Below are 23,288 nucleotides of genomic sequence, written 5' to 3'. Positions count from 1 at the left end.
CTTTGTTCGAGATAAAGTTACTTATATATTTAATTCAAAATAGAATTTAACTTTTTTACTAACTAACCTTATGATACACAATTTTACCTGTTCACTATTCTGTTTTTTACTTTTTCTGTTTACCCTTCCAGCGGTGGCTCAGTTTGGAGGACGGCAGGTAGTCTCTTCTCAGCAAGAAGTACAAGCCCCTGTTCTGGTAGCCGATTTCAATCAAGACGGAGTAAGTGATGTCATCGTAGTAGAAGATGAAAGCACATCTGGCTCAACCCTGCTTCGCTACCTTATCCGTTCCAACGATGGAAGCGGAAACTTCAATACTGGGCAGTTAATAAAAGAAGAGAAAAAGGAACCTTGGTTAGATTTACGAGCTCAAGATATTGACGGTGACGGACGAATTGATCTAACACTACGCCAGGAAGAGGCGAACAAACTGGGGTGGTTAAGAAATCAGGGGGCCTCGTTTAAATGGGAAGCGAACATACTAAACAACTTTGATTCTTACGGGGTGGTTGACTACACACTAAGCCGAGTAGATAATGATCAGTACGCTGACCTGTTGATATTAACCGAAACTGGGGTGCTGTGGGGTAAAAATAATTTTGGCGACCCCTTTAGCTCACCTACTGCCCTACTAAACCCAGAAGATGAAAACCTTACTTCTATCTTTACTTATGACTTTGATCAGGACGGCGACGAAGATATTTTCTTACTAGGTAATTTTGTGAGTGTTTACCGAAGAGAAACCGATGGCACTTATACATTTCAGAAGTTAGAAGCAGAGTATTTTGATGAGATACGGGAACCGCAGTTCGCGGATATGGATGGCGATGGTACGGAAGACTTGGTTTTAACGGATAGTTGGGGCTGTGCTTCTTCCAACTTGTGGTTCTACAAAAATACGGGTAATCAATTTTCCCCTTCACCAAATTACATTACTGGATTTAATGAAGGAACCTTCTTAGATGTTGACTACATAGATGAATATTATCCGGAAGATATTGACGGCGATGGTGATCTGGATCTGTACATAAGCTCAGAGTACGGAGCTTGCGCTGATCTTGGCGGTAATGAAACATTGCTATGGATTGAAAATATAAATAACTGGGCGGAAACTGCGGCTCGCAGACTCATTGAGCATCATACCGTCAGGTTTGCTCACTTCAACTCAGATAACAAAGTAGATTTTTTCATAGCCCCTTGGTGGTTTGGAGGTTCCTCCTCCTCACTGGAAGAGAATAACTTCGATAGCGATTTTATCTGGATTGAAGCAGGTGTATTGAATAATAAAGAAACGTTGGTGCATAACTACCAGTCTATTGACCAGGATATTAAGCTACCAATTAGCGATTTACTGATAGATGACTTAGATGGGAACGGTATCAGCATTGTATCTACGAGTGGTGCCAAAGTAATGAACCATGCCAAGAGTGAGGGTACATACGCTGCCACAACTGTCAAGTATTATGAATACGACTATGAAGGGAGCTCGAGATTAAACTCAGCTGATGCTGACGGTGATGGTACTCGAGATTTATTTGTAACCCACGAACAACTTTCTTATGTATATTTTTCCTGGTACAATCAGACATCAAACTATTATCAAGAAAATAATACCCTTGCCTACCTCGGCGAACCACTTCCCCTCGACCTACTGCTCACCGATTTTGATTCGGATAATGACATAGATGTGATATTGTCAGATTCTAGGTATAATCAGTGGTACACCAATGATGGTAACGGCAGCTACACGCGAGAAGGTGAAATCCCAGTATTCAATGCAATCATCAACTACGATAACGATGGAATTGATGATTTCATTAGTAGCAATGCCACTTACCGAAGCTTAGGTGATGGAACGGTAGAACAGGTACTCAGCATTGGGGGTAACCAAGTACTTGATTTGAACGGAGATGGGCGGGATGATATTCTTTCCGTTACTTCAGGTACTTCGTACTGGTACCAGAACTTGGGTGAGGGCACATTTGGAGAGCAGCAAGCCTTAGACCTTTCTCCCCAAAATGCCTATCATTTTACCGATATAGATAACGATGGTGATGCCGACTTTGTGTACAACAATGTGGGGAACCTAGTTTGGAAAGAAAATACCGACGGGCAGGGCACTTTCTCCGCCGATCAGCTTATTGAAGCTATATCCACCACCGTTATTCGCTCAGCCGATATGGATGATGATGGCGATCGTGATTTGGTAGTAGGCGGGGATGGCTTTATTTATGAGTATGAAAACCAATTCACTGACACAGCCCCTACCGAGTTATCGCTTGCCTTAGAGGGTAAGGAGGGCTTACAGCAAGACACTATTGCTATTCCGCTAAAAGTTGAAAGTGGTTTTGCTGAACTTGCTTCTCTTTCATTTTCCCTGGCGTGGGACTCCGAAATAGCCACTTATGCTGATATAGAAAGTAATGAAAACTTTACGCTAGAACTTAACAGTACTGAAAACGGAAAAATAGGTATCACTTGGAACAATCCGGGCGGAGCCTCCAAAGCCGATGGTAGCACCTTGCTTTCGCTCCAGCTGGTACTGGTCGGGAATGAAGAAAGTGGCACCGATGTTTCCTTCACTAGCGATCCGGTAGGGCAAGCTTCCGCGAACGCCGAAGGGCAGACCATTCCGCTTACTACCAAAAACACCCAAATTACCATTAACCCCAGCCAAGCTCCCAGCGACATTAGTTTGACTGAGAATATTGTAGACGAAAATCAGGCGGTGGGTACCGAAGTGGGAAAATTCAATACGGATGATGACGACATTAGTGATAGCTTTGTGTACGCACTCGTAGATGGGGAAGGCGATAATGACAACAGCTCATTTAGCATTGATGGCAATTCCCTAATCACCCAGGCTACTTTTGACTACGAGACTGATTCGGTATACAGCATCCGAGTGCAAACCACGGATACCCGAGGAAAGACGTTCGCTAAAATTTTCACCATTAAAATAGGCAATGTAGACGATACGAATAACTCCCCTACCGACATTACACTTTCGGCTACTAGCGTAGACGAAAATAGCGGATCGAGTGTGGTGATAGGTGAATTTACTATTACTGATGCTGATCCCGAAGATAATCATACGCTTTCGTTTGTGGGTGGTGAAGGCAGTGATGACAATGATGCTTTTGCAATTGGCAGTAGTCAAGAGCTCATTGCCCGCGAAGCATTTGACTACGAAGCGCAAAGCGAGTATGAAATTCGCATTCAGGCTGATGATAGCAACGGTGGTAGATTGTCGAAAGCCTTCACCATTACCGTTAACGATCTGGACGAAAGCACGAACAGTACCCCTACAGCGATCGAGCTTAATGAAACTGAAATAGAAGAGAATCAACCAGCCAATACTGTAGTGGGCACCTTCACTACCACCGATACCGATGCTGAAGATGAGCATACGTACATGTTAGTAGAAGGGGAAGGTGATACCGGTAATGGCTTATTTCAGATTAAAGATGACCAGTTACAAACCGTAAAAAGTTTGGATTATGAAGAGCAGCAGGAATACTCTATTCGGGTAAAAACCGACGATGGAAAAGGTGGTGAATTCGTTAGTGTCTTTGCTATTGAAGTAATCAATCAAGCTGATAACCCCAACCAGCCCCCCACCGATATTATCCTAAATGCAAATACCATTGACGAGAACCGGCCAGCGGGTACCCTGGTAGGCACCCTGCTCACGGAAGACCCCGATAACGCGATCTTTACCTACCAATTAGTTGATGGTAGCGGTAGCACCGATAATAGCTCATTCTTCATCCAGGGGAATGAGTTGCGGTCGGCAATCAGCTTCGACTACGAAACGCTAAGCCAGCGCAGCATTCGTATCCGGTCCGACGATGGCCGAGGCGGTACTTTTAGCAAAGAGTTTACCGTAGTCATCAACAATCTAGAAGATCAGCCTAACCGGGTACCCACCAATATTGTGATTAGTAACGCTAGCATTGAAGAAGGTCAACCTTCGGGAACCCCGGTAGGAGTATTAAGCACCACTGACCCCGATACAGACAACGAGCACCAGTATCAGGTGCTGAACCGTAACGGACAGGTTCCCTTTTCAATTGACGGAGATACATTAGTGAGTACAGCTAGCCTCGATGTTGCTGCTCAGAACAGTTATCTTGTCGAAGTACAATCCGACGACGGCCAGGGTGGAGTGTACGTTAGAACCCTAGCCATTTCGGTGGCTCCGGCAGGTAGTATCGACGTGCTCGGGGTAATTAACCCCGTTAACGATCAGCAAGCAGCGATTAATGAAGCATTCACCTTAGAAATCCCGAATGATGTGTTTCGTGGAGACGATTTGCAGATCACGGTTACTCAGGCTGATGGCACAGCACTGCCGGAGTGGCTTACTTTTAATACGGAGACGAATACCCTCAGTGGCACTCCACCCAATGATGAGTCGCTTACGCTTAGCATCACGGCTACCAATACTGCGGGAGAAAGTGTTAGTGATGAGTTTGTGCTATCAGTAGAGGGAGTTACAGCTCTTGGAGATGACATATCCCGCCAGTGGAATATCTATCCAATACCAGCCCGCCGCACCCTTTTCATTCAAGGCAAAGTGGATATGATGCAGCTCCAATCGTACCGACTTATTAATGTACAGGGAAAAGTGGTAGCTACCCAACAGCTTCGCCCGGGAGTGAGTAATGATGTTCGCATTGATGTATCGGCCCTGACCGGAGGCATGTACTTGCTAGAATTACAAACTAACCGAAAATTGCACCAAACCCGGATTCTGATCGAGTAACTAAAACTAACTTACTCCCAGGCTTTTTGGCAGTATTGGATTATTTCACTAATTTACCCTCACTCCTTATTCTTAGGAGTGAGGGTTATTTTTTTCTGCAAAGTATGTTTTGCAGCATATTTCCGCTTATCAGATCAGTAAGAGTACTCTGTGTTTTCTAAAACTGACAGTTTTAGAAAAACATGACGTAATTCAAAATTTGTATATTTTTGCGGTTTACTTACTGCATTTTTAACACTGACCTGTATGCGACGTATCACTATTTATATTATAGCTATTGTTTTATTATCTCATTTTGGAACACTAGCCCAGAACACCTTTCAACCCAAAGTGAGCTTAATCAGCAGTAGCGACCAACAAAACGTAGTGCTCACTGCTGATTTTAACGGAGATACCGCTCCCGATTTGCTAACCTTTCAATCTAACGAAGGCGAGGAATGCTGCACTGGTAATTACCGCGTACTCCTCAACGAGGGTAGTGGTAACTTTGCTCAATCAATTGACGTAGCCACGAACGTAGAAGAATGGGAGAATACTCGGGTGAGCGATATCAACAACGATGGTAACCTAGACATCGTGATTCTCCAAGCAGCAAATAACACTATTAGTTGGTACCAGAACCAGGGGGCTGATGGATTTTCGGCGGTAGCACCGCTCATTACCGAATACACTGGTGAAACGTTTGAAGTGGCTGACCTTACGGGTGATGGGCTGGTTGATTTCGTTTATTCGGCATTTGATACTGAGAATCAGCTATTTTTAATCAGCAACGAGGGTGAGCTTAATTTTGCAGAATCTGCTCTGATAGCCTTAGGTGAGCTAATCCAGATTACCGATTTTGACCAAGATGGGCAAAACGATTTGTTTACCACTAACGTGACCGACAACCGAGTGGTGTGGCTACGCAATACCGGAAACGGCACGTTTTTTTCTGATACCACGGCTATTACTAACGAAACTTCCCTTTCTATTCCCGATATAACAGTAGGTAATCTGGGCGGAGATGATACCAACGAATTAGTAATCTCTTACGCCACCGCTGGAGACGACGGTATTATTACGCCTAAGCTCTACTCGTTTAACGCAAGTAATGAATTTGTACTGGAAGGCAGCTTGGTTGAATTGGAAGCGTTTGACCTCTCGCCTCAGAACGTACAAATCAACGATATTGACCAAGATGGGGATTTGGATATACTCGCCAGTTTTACATTTGCACTGGCATTCGCTCGTGCAGAGTCTGATTTCGATCAATACGTGGGTTGGTACGAAAATACTGGCGATCTTCAATTTACTCCTCGCCTGCTAAATGACGCGCTTCTTACCGGCTCCTACGTTGATTTCAATAACGATCAGCAGTTAGACATTTTGTTGCGTACTCCTAGCGAGTTAGTGTGGCAAGAAAATCTGGGGCAAGCCAATTTCTCTACTCCCCGGTACTTGACCGATAGCCGAGCGTTGCCCTTAGCGTCTTCCGGCGAAGTGGGCACTTTCGTTAATTTTGGCGATCTCAATCAGGATGGTTTCCCCGAAATGATGGTGACCGAAGGTAGTAGCAACCGGGTGCTAAGCTTTGCGAACCAAGATAGTACACTAACCGCTCTGCCCAAGCTACTCGCCCTCAATACCCTCATTCCCGGCGATGCAGCCATATTAGAAACACCCGAGCGTACCGATTTACTACTGATGGGGGGCGATGCCCGCGAAGGACAAAGTATTTTTCGCTATACACTCCAAGAAGACGGTAGCGTAGGTGCGAAAGATACACTGTACAGCGGAACGTTGGATGCTACGTACTACGCTGGCGACTTCAACGGTGACGCTCGCCCAGATGTAGCCTTTACCGATCGTTCGCTTAGTGTAGATGGTGAAGTGTTTTTGCTGGCAGGCCAACTTGACGGCGCGTACGAATTGGTTGAGACGCAAATTATTGGAATCTTAGAAGAGGTCTACGATTTGAACCGAGACGGAATCACCGATTTGGTTGTTGATGGTATCATCTACACCCAATCTTCGGAAGGTGGCTTTGATGTACTGCAAAATCCTGATTTTCCCTTCGATCGTATTGAAGATATCAATGGCGATGGCTTGGCTGACTTTCTACTAGCTTCTGAAGCTGAAATCACGCTGTATCTTGCCAACAATGATGGCACTTACCAAGAACAGACCTTAACATTTGACGATAGCTACGATTTTACCGCCATTCCCTGGCTCTTTCTCAATATTGATGATGACCTAGATCAAGATTTGGTACTAGTGAATGATACTGAGGGGGAGCAAGAGTTGGCTTATCTGAAAAATCTAAACGGCAGTACCAGATTCGGAGAGTATACCGTGATTGAGCAATTCACTAGTGCCGATGTATTACTATTCAAGCACGATATTGATCGGGACACCGATACAGACTTGGTGGTATTGAATGATACTGAACTAGCTTGGTACCGCAATAATGCTCTCCAAAGTGAGACTACCGAGCCCGTAGAAAACACTCCCCCCACCGTAGCGCAACCCATCGACGATCAGCAATCTACAGTAGACTCTGCGTTCAGTTTCGTGATTCCGGCGGGCACATTTCAGGATGCTAACCCCGGAGATACACTTATCTTAACTGCTACCCTCGCCGATGACACTCCCCTACCCGATTGGCTTGCTTTTGATGTGTCTACCAATACGTTGAGTGGTACGTCTTCTGAAGCCGGAGAACTAACAATTAAAGTAACCGCTACCGACACTTCGGCAGCCAACGTGAGTGATGAGTTTGTACTCACTATAGACGCTGGTAAAACCGTTACCAGCTTGGACGATGATTTGATTGATGATATTCGTCTGTACCCCATTCCGGCTTCCCAGACGTTGTTTCTAGAGAGCGAAGCTACCGCCGAACGCCCGATTGCCTATCGTTTGCTCGCCCCGCAGGGAAACACAATACGGAATCAATCTCTACCGAACCAAAACAAAAGTCGTATTGATGTAGCTGCACTGCCTGCCGGACTTTACTTACTGGAGATTCAGACTGCTCAGCGGGTTCTTCAGCGTCGTCTCCTGATCGAGTGAGTTTGGCATTACGCCCTCTCTGCAATATCTTGCTCACATGAATCGACGCACTTTTATTCAACGAAGCAGTGCTGCTGCCACGTTAGCTTACTTACCGCTCGCTTGCTCCTCAGAAACCACTCCCCATACTATTGATGTGGTAGAAGTTACCATCGCTGATTTACAAGCTGGGATGGAGTCTGGAGAGTTTACTTCCCGTGCTATCGTAGAAAGCTATCTTCAGCGCATTGAAGAAGTTGACCAGCAAGGCCCAACCCTACGTTCAGTGATTGAAGTAAATTCTGAGGCTCTATCTATTGCCGACCAACGGGACGAAGAGCGGAAACAGGGACAAGTTCGTGGCCCATTGCACGGCATTCCGGTAATGATTAAAGACAATATTGACACTGCCGACCAAATGGAAACCACTGCTGGATCGCTAGCGTTGGTAGGTTCAAAACCTATTCAAGATGCCTTTTTGGTACAACAGTTACGAGAAGCCGGAGCAGTATTGCTGGGAAAAACCAATCTCAGTGAGTGGGCGAATTTTCGTTCTACCCGTTCGTCTAGTGGTTGGAGTGGGCGGGGCGGACAGGTAAAAAATCCGTATGTTTTAGATCGTAACCCCTGCGGCTCTAGCTCTGGTTCCGGTGTAGCCGTATCGGCTAATTTATGCACAGTCGCGATTGGCACCGAAACCAATGGCTCTATCGTATGTCCTTCTCAGGCTAACGGAATTGTGGGTATCAAACCTACGGTTGGATTAGTCAGTCGCTCAGGAATTATTCCTATCTCCCACAGCCAAGATACCGCCGGGCCGATGACCCGCACCGTAACTGATGCAGCTATCTTGCTGAGTGCACTTACTGGAACTGACGCTCGTGATCCCATCACCCAAGAAAGTGAAGGAAAGGTTTACCAGGATTATACGCAATTTTTAGACGCAGACGGATTGCAAGGTAAACGAATCGGAGTTGGACGATCTTACTTCGGTTTTCACGAAGTGGTAGACAAGCGACTGGAAGCAGCTCTAGCAGCGATGAAAGAACAGGGTGCTACCTTAATAGATCTAGAAACGGTAATGCCTCAAAGCGAACTCAGCGGAGCTGGCTATGAAGTACTACTCTATGAATTCAAATACGATCTGAATCAGTACCTAGCCGAACGTAATCACCCCACCATAAAAACCTTGGAAGACTTAATTCGCTACAACAAGGAACACTCGAGCGATGAGATGCCTTATTTTCAGCAGGAAATATTTGAGTCAGCCCAAGAAAAAGGTGGGTTGGACGAAGGTGCCTATCAGGAAGCCTTAGCCAAGGTTCAGCGCGTATCCCGCCAGGATGGTATCGATAAAGTAATGAATGAACATAATTTAGATGCTATCGCTGCTCCCAGTGGCAGTGCTGCCTGGCCCATTGATGTGGTAAACGGAGATCATTTTCTAGGAGGAAGCTCTTCTCCGGCAGCGATGGCGGGTTACCCTAGCGTTACGGTTCCGGCAGGGTTTGTTCACGGGTTGCCCGTGGGCATATCGTTCTTTGCTTCGGCTTATCAGGAACCGCAGCTTATTCAAATTGCTTACGCCTTCGAGCAAGCTACCCGGCACCGCAGAACACCAGGGTTTAAGGATACACTTGCCGAATCAAGTGCTGACGAATGATAACTTAGTTTCTCCGGCAGCAATCGCAACAAATTTTAATATCCTATTTATCTTCTGTACCTTAATGAAATTTAAAATTTCAGTTTAATAGTAACCTATACTTCCCAATGGATATTCTACTAAACGACATATTGCAATTAAGCGAAATCGAGAATACCAAAGTCAAATTTAACGTATCAAATGGGGTTAAAGATCCAATAGATATTTTTAAAGAGAACAGAGAAGAGCTTTTGCAGTGGCAATTTTGGAACTCATCCAAACGGTCGTATTACGAAGGTCAAGTCACGATCGGATTCGTACTTATCGAGAATTACAAATGGCTATTATTTGACATCAGTCGGATCACAAAGGACTTGAACAAGTTCAACCAAGTTGGTTACGAATACCAGACAATTCGTGAGTATGAAAAGTATTTTGGCAGAATTGTTATTGAATTTAAGGAGAATACTAGACAAGTAATCAGAAAAGCTGAAAGTGTAATTGATAAGTGCAAAGTTGTCCAAATATTGGAAAGCACCTTTGACGATGACCTCTTCCCAGGTTATGAAAACGTGTATCTGTCTTGGCAGGACTTAAAAAGGGTACTACATAAGAATGTGTGGAAAACTGCTTTAGAAAATCAGAAAGGTGTTTACTTGATAACGGATAGCAGCAATGGTAAGATGTACGTTGGCTCTGCCTACGGAACTAACATGCTACACGGGAGATGGTCACAATATTTGAATAATGGTCATGGAGGGAATGAGGGGCTAAAAAAGTTGAGCTTCGATCATATAAAAAGCAATTTTTACTATTCAATACTAGACATTTATAAATCTACAATCGAAGACAATATTATAATCAAAAGAGAATCTTGGTGGAAGAAGGTACTTGGATCCAAAACATTTGGGTACAATGAAAATTGAGTAGGTAAGCAATAGCAACTAATGCTCGGCAAATTCCGGTACCTCCCACAAAGACCCCGGAATTTGCTATCGCTCACCCGGAGAAATTCTATCTCAAGACAAAGTGTCTGTACAATTGGGTAGTATGAATACTATTCAATCGTACTACAATTCGCCTAGTAATCTGCTCGATTGCTCCTGAATGGCTCATATGCGAGTTTCAGTATCTGTTTACATCTTCTATTCCGCCTACACTATCTGCTAAGAATAACTCTTCGTATGCTACTGGCCACCTAAGCTTTCATTGACTGAAACCATAACCCTTCTCCAAATCATGTTCTATCGAGCAGCTTTCCTCGCCTAATTTCTGTCTTATGTTTCTTTCTGAGATAGAAGCAGCAATCTAGAGATACACTACTAAGTAAGGTGTTTAGCAGTCACCTTCCCAACTGATCAATATCATCCATAGCCGTAAACAAACCTAGCAAGATAAAAATAAAATCATAAAAATAATATTTTTTCTCAATATAGTTAATGTACCTTTTATTTATATTTATAATTTATAAAATTGCATATTATTGTAATAAATAACTTTTTATATAACTATTACCTATATAATATAGCTATTTATTACTATTTCACTAATTGTGTCAATGTACTTTTTTATTAGAAAATCGCTATAAATGAAAAAAATATTACGTGCCGTATTTATCGTGTGTTTCGCTCTCCCACTAGTACATCTCAACTTGACTTTATATGCTCAGGAAACCACGGTAAATCCTACCAGGCTTTATATACAACTGGAAGAAGAACTCGCTAATAGGTTGGAGAACCTATCCAAAAAAGATATTACGCTTACCCAAGAAGCTAAACTAGATCAGCTCAATCAACTGTTTGGTGTGAGCATTATTAGGCGCGTTTTTCCTTCCGCCGGAAAATACGAGTACGCTCATCGTTCGCATCAGCTTCATCAGTGGTACGAGGTTGTATTTCAGGATACGGTGAGGCAAGATATTCAGCAGTTGATTCAGGCGTATAAGCAGATTAATTCAGTTCAGTGGGCTGAGCCTGTTTACGAAATGAGCTTGGAAGTTACTAAATTACCAGAAGCCACTATGAACGATCCCCGATTTAAGGATCAGTGGCACTACGAAAATACGGGGCAGTCGGGTGGTACGAAAGGAGCCGATATTAAGCTTACTTCAGCTTGGAGCGTAGAAACAGGAGACAGTGAAGTAGTGGTAGCCATTATTGACGGTGGTATGGACATCAACCATGAAGACCTTCAAGGTGGTATGTGGGTAAATACACAAGAACAGCAGGGCAAACCCGGGGTGGATGATGATAACAATGGGTACATTGATGATATTCATGGGTACGGCTTTGGCGATCAACGAGGTGATTTTTTTCCTCATTATCACGGAATACACGTGGGTGGAACAGTAGGAGCCACTAATAATAATGGAAAAGGAGTATCTGGAATTGCGGGTGGAACCGATGCAGATGCTGGCGTAAGGTTAATGTCGTGTGCGGTATTCGGAAGTAGAGGACAGGGTGGTTTTCCAGAGTCATTTATATATGCGGCTGATAATGGGGCCGTAATTGCCCAGAATAGCTGGAGCGGTGGATTACCAAGTAAAGTGCTGGAAGATGCAATTGACTACTTTGTGAAACGGGCGGGCTACGATAATACTACCGAAAATTACGATAAGAATATTCAAATCGGACCAATGGCCGGTGGATTGGTCGTATTTTCTGCGGGCAATAACCGATCATCTAACCCTCGATACCCTAGTTCTTACGAATCTTGTTTTGCGGTGGCTTCTACCGATCATCACGACAAAAAGTCGGATTTCTCAAACTACGGGGATTGGGTAGAAATTTCTGCTCCGGGATCTTCGGTCTTGAGCACCTATACTAATAATTCGTACAATTATCTATCGGGAACTTCTATGGCCGCACCCCATGTATCCGGAGTGGCAGCATTGCTGGTTTCTCACTTTGGTAAAGAAGGTTTTAAACCCGACCAAGTAAAAACGCTTTTGCTATCGTCAGCTGATAATATTGACGAACAAAACCCTACTTACGTAGGACAGCTAGGGGGCTGGTCGACTAAATGCTTTTAGAGCCATCAATTTAGATGACAGTCAGGTGGCTCCAGCGGCTATCACTAATCTAACTGTTGGCTCGGTAGCGGTAGAAAGCATGACCTTACGGTGGACAGCTAGTGGAGCTGATGGTCAGAAAGGAGTGGCTAGAGCTTACGATATCCGGTACTCTACCCAGGCAATTACCGAAAAAAACTTTGACGAGGCAACTCCGGTCTCTCAGTCCATAAATCCCAAAGCATCCGGGGAGAAGGAAGTGCATACCTTTCCAGATTTACCATATAGCACGAAACTTTATTGGGCTATTAAAGTGATTGACTATCACGGACTGGTTTCATCTCTTTCTAATATCGCTGATTCTACCACTTTGGAGCCACCCTATATTCAGGTAACTCCCGATTCACTGTTTGTTTCCATGTCAGACGGTGAAAGTTTGGAAAAGAAAGTGGCCATAGACAATAGTCAAGGGAAAAGTACGCTCGTCTTTAACATGAGTACTAGAATTACACCAGACTCTCTAACCTATCATACTTCGGATACTACCTCTAAAGTGCTGGTGATTCAGGCGCAATTCAATTGGGGGGTTTCATTGAAAGATTTTTTACAGAAAGAATTCAGAGTCACCCCAGATGTAATCAGCCATCAGCAAATTAGTCAGCGGGATTTCTCTATCTATGACTTGATTATGGTCACCGGTGGGCAAAACTACACCAACAGCAATTTACTAAATACCCATAAGGATAAGTTTGAAACTTATGTAGCTCAGGGCGGAGTAGTTCAGTACATGATCGTAGGCCGATATGATGTGCAAGCTCCTAGCGGAGTACTACTGGATAATGGGTTCTACAGTTCTGCCGACCGAAAATTACTCGAGCACATTATTACCCAAGAAATACCTGATGTAGTCACTCATGTTAACAACCGTACCAGTAGTGGAAGGATCCTAAATTTACCTTCCACTAGCCAGATTTTAACATCAGCCGTGGGAAATAACCATTCTACTACAGCAGTTTACTCCATAGGTCAGGGAGAAATTATTGCTAGTACTATGTACTGGGAAAATTTCTATAAGAACAAAAATACGAACGGAAGACCGTTTCTTTACAATGCTACGAACTACGCTTTACACGCTTCTAAATCCCAACTTCAAATAGAACATTCGGCGGGTGGCACGATAGCAGAAGGATCTTCAGTAGAAATACCACTAATTATAACATCGCAAAAGCTCTTTTCGGGAACCTACTATCGGCAACTAGTCATCTCTTCCAATGACCCTAAAAATTCCGAGATAACCGTACCTATCACAATAAAAGTAAAAGGAGTACCTAAGCTAGAAGTATCTAAAGACTCGCTAGACTTTGGTGGACTATACACTGGGCTAAGTAAAAGTGATACGGTGTGGATACACAATAGAGGCACCGATACACTAAAGGTTAGTTCATTATCTAGCACCGACGATGCCTATTCGACAAATACTACTCAGTTTGCACTTTTACCGCTTACTAAGCAATCCGTAATTATCAACTTTGCGCCGAACCAAGCAGGAAACATAGATGGTGAAATCGTAGTAAAATCTAATAGTAAAGATGGTTCAGCCATCAAAATACTTCTTACCGGGCAGGGAATAGACCCACCAGTAGTTAAGCTATCCGAAGATTCAATCCGATTAAAACTATTAGAAGGGCAAGAAGCAAATAGAACCATACAGCTTCTAAATAAAGGGGGAAGTACATTATCCTGGGATTCGTACATCACGTACACTAAGTACAAACCAGCTCACCCCGATAGTACTGACTATTCTTTTGGAAATAAAGAAAATTTTATAGCTAAATCATCTCCTTTTCAGGAGGCAGCTACTATCGTTGCCGCACCTAACGATGGGGTCATTTTTGCGAAAGAGACCAGGAGCGCAAATTTCTATAAATTCGATGTTTCAGCCGGCATTTGGGAGAAGGTAGCCGATGCACCTTATTATTCATCTTCGTCACACAGTGATGGCACGTATCTGAAGAAACTAATCTATTTCACTTTCCCGCGAAACAACAACATCTCAGTATACAACATAGCAAAAGATCAATGGTCAGAACTAAATATAGGCAATAGCCAACCAGGTGATTATCCTAGTAAAATAGCCTCTGATGGCACGTATTTGTACGTATTATACACGAAAGGAGAATTAGTTCGCTATGACCCTGCTCAAAATAAGCGGCTTGTCTTAGCGACCAGCATTAATGGTTGGCAAAATTACTTGGGCATGACTCATTTCAATCGGCGACTGTTTGTGCATACATCAAACACTTTTCTGGAGTACAATATCGATGACAACCGGTGGACTTCATTAGAAAGGCCTCCTAATAATCTTTCGTCCGAGTCTACGGTAGAGCCCTACGCTCAACTAGTGTACGTTGCTTCCGGCGCTACTTGGAATTTATATGATATCCAAAAGGACAAATGGTACATAGCGCAAAACCCCTTGGGAAACCGTTATAATTACACAAACTTTACATACCTAGGAAAGGATAAATATACTGGGGTATACTTCTCAAATGGTAACACTTTTGCTCAATTTAGAACAAGGCCTCATGTACACTGGCTTACCATAGATCCAAATGGTGGTACTATTGCAAAATCAGAAAGTGTCAATTTATCCATGTCTATTGAGGGAAATAAATTGACAGAAGGAAAGTATGCTGCGGTTATAAACTTTACTACTAATGACCCAAAAGAACCTCAAAAGCAATTACCTATTTTCTTTGATGTGTCTAGTAAGGATGTTGCCAAGGATCAGCCTCCTACCGTTGAAGACTCCCTACAAAATCAGCATCTGTCGCTTCATGGTGAACCCTATCAGATTAACCTAGCGAAGCATTTTGCGGATCCCGAAGGGTTTCCTCTAAAATTCACGGGGTATATTCAAGATACCGATATAGCGTTTGTTAACGTAAAGGGTAGTCTATTAGAACTAATTACTAAAGAAATAGGTACTACCTCCCTTGAGTTAGTAGTTGAAGATATTTTAGGTCAACAGCTAAAATACAGTGTTGAGGTAATTGTCACTCCCGAAGGCTCAGATGAGTCACCAATTGCTAACCAAGCTCCATTAGCCAGTGGCGAATCGCTAATACATTTGTTAGAAAGAGGTCAACTGCTCACTCTAAGTTTGGATTCACTCTTTACCGATCCGGATGGTGATCTTTTGCATTACTATATCACAAATAGTGATAGTGCTGTAGCTAAGGGTAATATTACGGAAGACGTATTGCTTATTGAGACAGTGACTATAGGCGACGTAACCTTCACACTAACCGCTTCCGATTCACTTGAAACGAGTAGGGCACTCGGTATCAAAATCATAGTGGTACCATCAATAGAGCTATCTGGAAAGCTAGAAGACATCTCACTGATCTACAATCAAACTTACTCTATTAACTTAAAGGAGACTATCGTAGAACCAACAGATCAACGGTTGTTTTTTCATAGCGCGGTAGAAGATTCTTTTGTCGTTAGTGCCTCTATCAGCGATGCCTCTCTGGTACTAAAGGCCAGAAATCCCGGTCAGACTAATGTTCAAGTAAGTATTGCCAACGAATACGGAAAAATAGTGCCATTGAATTTTAATGTGAAGGTAGAAACTGTACTTGGGTTGGGTGAAGAAAATCAGACAATATACCCATTGACCTGCTTTCCAAACCCAATAAGGCAACAAGCCAAAATACAATACCTATTAGCCAACCAAAGCTACGTACAATTGGGGGTCTACTCCACAGATGGAACATTATTGCAAATGCTGGTTGATGAGAAACAAACGGCAGGTAAGCAGCAGTATTCCTGGGATACCAGTACGTTAGATCGTGGTGTTTATATGATTCGAATAACTACGAAGGATAGAGTAGAATATTTCAAAGCGATAATATCACCCGACCAATAATCCCCCGGGGGGGGCCTGCATCTTTTGCTTACTCTGAGATAGGGCTGCCGATTTTACTCACCGGCAGCCTGTTCTCATTGGCGTTGTTGTAAATATTACCCAATTGCAAGTGATTAGTTATTGCTATGGTATGTAATAATTACGATTCTCCCCGCAAACTCTTCAACTGCTCCCGAATGGCCTGAATGCGAGCTTCGGCATCGGCTTGTTTTTTACGTTCGGCATCTACTACCGACTGGGGGGCATTCTCTACGAAGCGGGCATTACCTAGCTTTTTATCTACCGAAGCTTTAAAACCTAACTGATATTCTAAATCCTTCTCCAGCTTGTCTATCTCAGCATCTATATCAATAGCATCACCCAGTGGAATGAAAAAAGTATCGGGCTGTCCCATTGCAGTAGTTACCAGAAAACTGTCAGCACCTTCTACCTTATCGTTAACAAACTCGATAGAGGACAAATTAGCCAGCTTTCTGATCGTACTATCAAATTGCTGATAAACCTCCGAGGTATCCGTTTTGATGAACAGCGATAGGGCTTCCTTCTGAGCAATTTTCCGTGTGTTACGAGTATTACGAATGTTACCAACGACCTCAAATACGGCTGCGCCACCTTGCAGTAATACTTTATCGGTCTGCCTTCGATCCTTCTGCTTATCCGCTTGCGGCCATTCGGCAACAATTACATAATCGTCTTCGTCCCGATCGGCCAGTTGGTGCCACAGCTCTTCAGTGATAAACGGCATAAACGGATGCAGCACTTTGACTAGTTTTTCGAAGTAACCGATGGTAGCTTCGTAAGTCATCGCGTCAACTGCCTCACCGTAAGCTGGCTTTACCATTTCCAGATACCAAGAACAGAAATCCGTCCAAGTCAACTTATAGACCGTTTGTAGCGCATCCGACATGCGGTACTTAGCGAAATGATCTTTCAACTCCACCAGCGACTGATTAAAACTTGCCTCAAACCAAGCGATAGCCGTAGCATTAGTTTGATCTTTCTTCTGTTCGTCTACCTGCCAGCTTTTTACTAGCCGGAAGGCGTTCCAGATTTTGTTGGCAAAGTTTCGGCCTTGTTCACACAGTTTGATATCAAACAGCAGATCATTCCCTGCGGGGGAGCTAAACAACATCCCGGTGCGTACTCCGTCGGCACCGTATTCTTCAATCAGCTTGAGCGGGTCGGGAGAATTTCCGAGCGACTTGGACATCTTCCTCCGCTGCTGGTCGCGTACAATTCCAGTGAAGTACACATCGTGGAAGGGTTTTTCTTGCCGGTATTCGTAGCCGTATAAAATCATCCGGGCTACCCAGAAAAAGATAATCTCGGGAGCAGTCACTAGTACATTGGTCGGATAGTAGAATTTGATTTCCTCATTATTGGGATTACGGATTCCGTCAAAAACGGTGATGGGCCACAACCCCGACGAAAACCAAGTGTCCAACACATCCTCGTCCTGCTTCAAGTCATCCATCGCCAGCGACGTATTACCAGATTTTTCTTGGGCTAGTTTCAACGCCTCTTCAGCCGTTTCAGCTACCACAATCTCACCATCGGGAAGATAGTAAGCCGGAATGCGCTGCCCCCACCAAAGTTGGCGGGAGATGTTCCAGTTCTGGATGTTCTCCATCCAGGTGCGGTACATATTTTTGAACTTAGCCGGATAAAACTGAACGTTGTCATTCAACACATTTTCTAAAGCAGGTTTTACTAGTTCATCCATTCGGACAAACCACTGTACCGAAAGCTTGGGCTCAATCACTGCGCTGGTTCGCTCCGAGTAGCCAACCTTATTTTGATAGTCTTCAATTTTGTGAATAAACCCTTCGGCTTCCAGTTGCTTACCAATCTTCTTCCGAACTACAAAGCGATCCTCACCCACGTACAGTTGTGCGGCCTGGCTCATGGTGCCATCATCCGCAATTACATCTACGGTTTCTAGATCGTGCTTTTTCCCTAGTTCGTAGTCATTCACGTCGTGAGCCGGGGTTACTTTCAAGCAACCTGTTCCAAATTCCATTGTCACGTACTCATCTTCAATAATTGGAATAGAGCGGTCAATCAGGGGAACTCGAACTCGCTTCCCTCGCAAATGCTGATACCGTTCATCATTGGGGTTCACGCAAACGGCCGTATCGCCCAAAATGGTTTCGGGGCGAGTGGTAGCAATGGTGACGTGACCGTCTTCACCTTCAATAGGATAGTTGACATAGTACAATTTAGACTGTACTTCTTTATACAAAACCTCCTCATCAGATAGAGATGTCTTGGCCTGCGGATCCCAGTTAATCATTCGGTAGCCTCGGTAGATGTGCCCCTTGTTGTACAAATCAACAAAGACTTTAATGACGGACTCCGTCATATGACCTTCCATCGTGAAACGAGTCCGATCCCAATCACAGGAAGCTCCCAGCTTTTTTAGCTGTTCCAGAATGATTCCACCGTATTTTTCCTTCCACTCCCAGGCATGCTCTAAAAACTCTTCGCGACTCAAGTCATACTTATTGATACCACGTTCTTTCAGCATTGCTACTACTTTAGCTTCAGTAGCAATGGAAGCATGATCGTAACCTGGCACCCAGCAAGCTGCTTTCCTCTCCATCCGAGCCTTGCGGATCAGCACATCCTGAATAGTGTTATTCAGCATATGCCCCATATGCAACACTCCGGTTACGTTAGGCGGAGGAATGACGATGGTGTAGGCTTCTTTATCGGGATACGGCTCGGAATGGAAGAACTTCTTATCCAGCCACTGCTGGTACCATTTATCTTCTACTTCGCGTGGATTATATTTACTGGACAAGGCCATGGAGGAAACTTTGCAATTTATGTAGTGAATTATTCTTTTTCTGTTGCGAGTATTTATTACAATCGATTTATTTCCTCAGCACTTAGTCCAGTAGATTGGGCAATTATCTCCACCGATACTCCTACTTTTTTTAGATTAGCAGCAATTTCCCGCTGCTTTTCCCTCATTTTTTCCATTCCCTTTTCCATTCCCTTTTCCATTCCCTTTTCCATTCCCTTTTCCATTCCCTTTTCCATTCCCTTTTCCATTCCCTTTTCCATTCCCTTTTCTACTCCTTTCTCTTCAGCTTCCCGTATAGCATAATCCATCGTATTCTGCCAATCACGACGTTGTTTCAGGCTTGCTTCGTATATTTCCATATCTTTTTCATTTAAGTTAGCTACTTCGGCAATTTCAAACACTTTTCTAAATATACGTTCTTGAAGTACGGTAGGTATTTCAGTGAAACGATTCAAGTTTTTTAATAAGAACAACCATTTCTCGTAGTGAGTTTGTACTGCACTTTCATCTTTCTCGAATTTCGGCATTTCTAGATAAATGAATGTCAACTTTTCATAGAAAACCTCTTTAGTACTGGTTTCCATGAGTTTTACCTCGTGATGAAACTGCTCAGACGGAGTATCGTCAAGAGCAAAATCCATAATGCCGATCATGAATATCTCCGGTAGCCGGTAATTCCAGCCCTGGCCTTTTGGAGCTTGCTCCTGAATCGGAAAGGTAGAGTAGTAAACGCTTCGATCCTTAAAGAAAAGCTGATTAATCCGCTGAAGCTCAATGATAAATTTCTCACCATGTTCACCTTCGCAGTACAGATCGAAGATGGCCTGCCGGTAATCAGAAGTATGACCCAGCTGCTCATTCTTTGCGTACGTGAGATTTTTGATTTTCTTTTTACCCCGAAGTAGTTCATTTAGAAAATCAATGAGTAATTCCTTATTAGGTTCAGAACCAAATAACTTCTTAAACCCAAAATCTGTGAAAGGATCAATATACCGCTCTTTGATCGCCATAGTGCAAAGATAGAAATTTGTAAGATAAACCAGATAATGTGGCTCATGCTTGATAGGCTAAATCATCTACTGAGCAAACATAAATTGCTATACAGCTAGTTTCGTATCAAACTAGTTACGTTGTGGCTGTAGCTAGCAGCATTTTCATTATCCAATTTTGTTGTATCTTTGAATAACCAATTATAAAAATCTATGTCAGCCAAACAGCATAAGATACTGGTAGTAGATGATGAACCCGATATTCTTGATCTACTGGAGTATAATTTGTCTAAGGAAGGCTACAAAGTGAAAACCGCCCTAGACGGTAGAAAAGCAGTTAATATTGCCGCCAAATTTGCTCCCGATCTAATTTTGCTAGATATTATGATGCCCCACCAAGATGGGGTAGAAACCTGTCGGCAGCTGCGCGAAAATCCCGATCTATACAACACTTTTATTGTTTTCCTGACCGCCCGCTCGGAGGAATACTCCGAAGTGGCCGCCTTTGATACCGGCGCTGATGACTATATCACTAAGCCGATTAAACCTCGGGCACTGATGAGTCGGATTAGTGCCCTGTTTCGTCGGGAAGCGAAAAAACGGAAGAAAAATAATAAAATTAATGTCAATGGTCTTTCCATTGACCGATCTAGCTATATGGTCATTGTACAAGATGAGCAGATTAGCTTACCGAAGAAAGAGTTTGAGCTACTGTACTACTTAGCTCAAAACCCTGATAAAGTACACAGCCGCGATGAGCTACTCCAAAATATCTGGGGATCAGACGTATACGTACTAGCACGCACCGTAGATGTTCACATTCGGAAAGTGCGGGAAAAAATCGGAAGCAACTATATTGTTACGGTCAAAGGGGTTGGGTATAAGTTTGGTGGGGAAGAATAACACGTTAACACTGCATGTTTTTTAGTTCAAAAAGAGTTGCTCTGTTGTTGGGGTTTTCTATCGCGCTGGTTACCACCGCTTTTTTATCGCTAGTAGAAGGAGTCTCTACCCAAGCACTACTGGTAGGCTCGCTACTGGCTTTTTCCTCTTCCTATATCCTTATTCAGGTTGCCTTAGATTTTCTGGTTTTTCGGGAGATCAAAAAAATCTACACAATGATTAATAAATTGAGGCGTAAAGATTTATCTTTTGTAGAAGAAGAAAAGCTGGAAAGTTCCGTAAACCCGCTGCGCCGGATTAATCGGGAGATTCTGGACTACGCGGCCCATAAGCAAAAAGAAATTAACGATCTTAAAAAAATGGAGGAGTTTCGGCGGGAGTTTGTTGCCAATGTATCGCACGAGCTTAAAACCCCCATTTTTGCCGCGCAAGGTTTTGTCTATACGTTGCTAGATGGAGCGGCTGAACAGCCTAAGCTCCGTAAGAAATTTTTAAAGAAAGCGGCCCGTAGCCTCGATGGATTAGACCTGTTGGTGCAAGACTTGCTCACTTTATCGCAAATGGAAACGGGCGGTATTAAAATGCACTACGAGCATTTCAATATCCAAGAAACGGTACAGGAAGTATTTGACCAGTTAGAGTCAGAAGCTGAGAAGAAAGGAATCACGTTAAAATTAGAGAACACGCAACCGGCTACCTTCGTGTACGCCGACCGGCAACGTATCTACCAAGTGATGATCAACTTGGTAGGAAATGCCATCAAATATACTAAGCAAGATGGCAAAATTGTTACTATCTTATTTACCGAGAGTGATACAGGAGTCGATATTGTAGTACAAGATGAAGGCCGGGGTATTCCGACCGGAGATATTAAGCGTATTTTTGAGCGTTTCTACCGGGTAGAGAAAAGCCGGGCTCGCAATAAAGGGGGTACTGGGCTAGGATTGGCTATTGTCAAACACATTGTAGAGGCGCATAAATCAGAGGTTCAGGTTAAAAGTAAAGTAGGAGAAGGTTCTACCTTTTCCTTTATGTTGCCCCGAGGCGAAAAACCTATCCAACCCGCTCTAGAAATTTCCCAACCCGAATCAGAGGAAGTGGAGTGATTTGAGTGTTTGAGTATTAAAGTGTTATGGTGTTAATGTGTTCCTGTCGTCGTAGGATGATGTTCAGGCGATCGCGTACCGCCCACCATCGTACGGTGTTCAAAATTGCAAAACTCAGAATTTTGAACTGAGAAAATCAGAGCATGAACACCCAAATACTCTAACACCGTAACACCATGAACTATAGCACTAAGCTACTCAACTATTTCCCACTCTCGGGTGTTAGAAGGACACTATGGCAAAAATTCAATTTAAAGATCTAATTCTGTACGAAGATCAGGATTACATTATCATCAATAAGCCTTCGCACTTATCTACGCTAGAGGATCGTAACGATCCGTTTAGTATTATTGAGATGGCTCGTGGCTATGTTGAAGATGCCCAAGTGGGTCATCGGTTGGATAAGGAAACTTCCGGTGCCTTAGCCATTGCCAAGCACCCCGAAGCATACCGGGCACTAGCCATGCAGTTTGAACACCGCAAAGTGAAGAAAGTCTACCATGCGGTATGCGATGGAATTCATAATTTCCAAAACATCCAGGTAGACTTACCCATTTACGCCAATAGCAAAGGGAGTGTTCGTATCAGTCACCGGGGTGGAAAGGCGGCCCAAACGGAAGTTAATACGTTAGAAGTGTATAAACAGCATACGCTAGTAGAGTGCCAACCCATCACTGGCCGAATGCATCAGATTCGAGTTCACCTGGCTAGCTTAAATGCTTCTATTGTGGGCGATGAGCAGTACGGAGGTAAACCCTTTTACCTATCATCTGTCAAGCGAAAATTCAATCTGAAACGGGATACCGAAGAGCTTCCACTCATCAAACGGGTGGCATTGCACGCCCAGGCTCTGGAAATCGAACTTTTAAACCAGGAACGGGTTGGTGTAGAGGCTCCCTACCCCAAGGACTTTACCGTACTACTGAAACAGTTAGAAAAAAACCGCTACTGATAGTTGACAATGGAAATCTGATAATGGATAACAGGAAAAGATATGGGATATGAAAGGTGAAAAGCTAAGGGTCACCGTGGTTCGGCTGGAGGGGCGGTGCTGGGAGCAAATGTTCATACCCCTATGCCAAACCCCCTGCTTTTTGCAA

11 protein-coding genes are annotated in these 23,288 nt (G+C 43.6%); 9 read left to right on the top strand and 2 right to left on the bottom strand.

All coding sequences use genetic code 11. The annotated features are described in order from the left end of the window. The first annotated feature begins 70 nt into the window (after positions 1 to 70). The 6 genes from P0M28_RS21985 (at position 71) to P0M28_RS21960 (ending at position 16,381) form a co-directional block, all read left to right on the top strand. The gene (locus P0M28_RS21985; protein ID WP_302205139.1) at positions 71 to 4,768 is read left to right on the top strand and encodes an FG-GAP-like repeat-containing protein; all 4,698 of its coding nucleotides are present in this window, start codon (positions 71 to 73) and stop codon (positions 4,766 to 4,768) included. 246 nt (positions 4,769 to 5,014) lie between these two features. Continuing rightward, a complete protein-coding gene (locus P0M28_RS21980) occupies positions 5,015 to 7,819 on the top strand; it encodes an FG-GAP-like repeat-containing protein (RefSeq protein ID WP_302205138.1) in 2,805 nt (934 codons plus the stop codon). 37 nt (positions 7,820 to 7,856) lie between these two features. Continuing rightward, on the top strand, positions 7,857 to 9,461 hold the full coding sequence (locus P0M28_RS21975) for an amidase (protein ID WP_302205136.1): 1,605 nt from the start codon (positions 7,857 to 7,859) through the stop codon (positions 9,459 to 9,461). Positions 9,462 to 9,568: 107 nt separating this feature from the next. Further along, on the top strand, positions 9,569 to 10,366 hold the full coding sequence (locus P0M28_RS21970) for a GIY-YIG nuclease family protein (RefSeq protein ID WP_302205134.1): 798 nt from the start codon (positions 9,569 to 9,571) through the stop codon (positions 10,364 to 10,366). Positions 10,367 to 11,028: 662 nt separating this feature from the next. Continuing rightward, positions 11,029 to 12,471 carry a S8 family serine peptidase gene (locus P0M28_RS21965; protein WP_302205132.1) on the top strand — a complete coding sequence of 481 codons (1,443 nt, stop codon included), beginning with the start codon at positions 11,029 to 11,031 and terminating at the stop codon, positions 12,469 to 12,471. Positions 12,472 to 12,496: 25 nt separating this feature from the next. Beyond that, positions 12,497 to 16,381 carry an Ig-like domain-containing protein gene (locus P0M28_RS21960; RefSeq protein WP_302205130.1) on the top strand — a complete coding sequence of 1,295 codons (3,885 nt, stop codon included), beginning with the start codon at positions 12,497 to 12,499 and terminating at the stop codon, positions 16,379 to 16,381. 139 nt (positions 16,382 to 16,520) lie between these two features. On the opposite strand, the gene P0M28_RS21955 is transcribed toward P0M28_RS21960, so the two are convergent. After that, positions 16,521 to 19,190 (bottom strand): valine--tRNA ligase, encoded by a 2,670-nt coding sequence (locus tag P0M28_RS21955; RefSeq protein ID WP_302205129.1) that lies wholly within the window; start codon positions 19,188 to 19,190, stop codon positions 16,521 to 16,523. Between the two features lie 56 nt (positions 19,191 to 19,246). Beyond that, complete coding sequence (locus P0M28_RS21950; RefSeq protein WP_302205128.1) at positions 19,247 to 20,200, bottom strand: Rpn family recombination-promoting nuclease/putative transposase; 954 nt, start codon at positions 20,198 to 20,200, stop codon at positions 19,247 to 19,249. A gap of 192 nt (positions 20,201 to 20,392) precedes the next feature. On the opposite strand from P0M28_RS21950, the gene P0M28_RS21945 reads away from it, so the two are divergent. The 3 genes from P0M28_RS21945 (at position 20,393) to P0M28_RS21935 (ending at position 23,140) form a co-directional block, all read left to right on the top strand. Next, the gene (locus P0M28_RS21945; RefSeq protein WP_302205127.1) at positions 20,393 to 21,082 is read left to right on the top strand and encodes a response regulator transcription factor; all 690 of its coding nucleotides are present in this window, start codon (positions 20,393 to 20,395) and stop codon (positions 21,080 to 21,082) included. 14 nt (positions 21,083 to 21,096) lie between these two features. Next, on the top strand, positions 21,097 to 22,188 hold the full coding sequence (locus P0M28_RS21940) for a sensor histidine kinase (RefSeq protein WP_302205126.1): 1,092 nt from the start codon (positions 21,097 to 21,099) through the stop codon (positions 22,186 to 22,188). A 235-nt stretch (positions 22,189 to 22,423) separates the two neighbouring features. After that, on the top strand, positions 22,424 to 23,140 hold the full coding sequence (locus P0M28_RS21935; RefSeq protein ID WP_302205121.1) for an RluA family pseudouridine synthase: 717 nt from the start codon (positions 22,424 to 22,426) through the stop codon (positions 23,138 to 23,140). The last annotated feature ends 148 nt before the right edge of the window (positions 23,141 to 23,288 follow it).

This window comes from Tunicatimonas pelagia (assembly GCF_030506325.1).
GTDB classification, from domain to species: domain Bacteria; phylum Bacteroidota; class Bacteroidia; order Cytophagales; family Cyclobacteriaceae; genus Tunicatimonas; species Tunicatimonas pelagia.
Note: the sequence above shows the minus strand (reverse complement) of the source record. Positions and strands in the feature narration are given on the sequence as shown.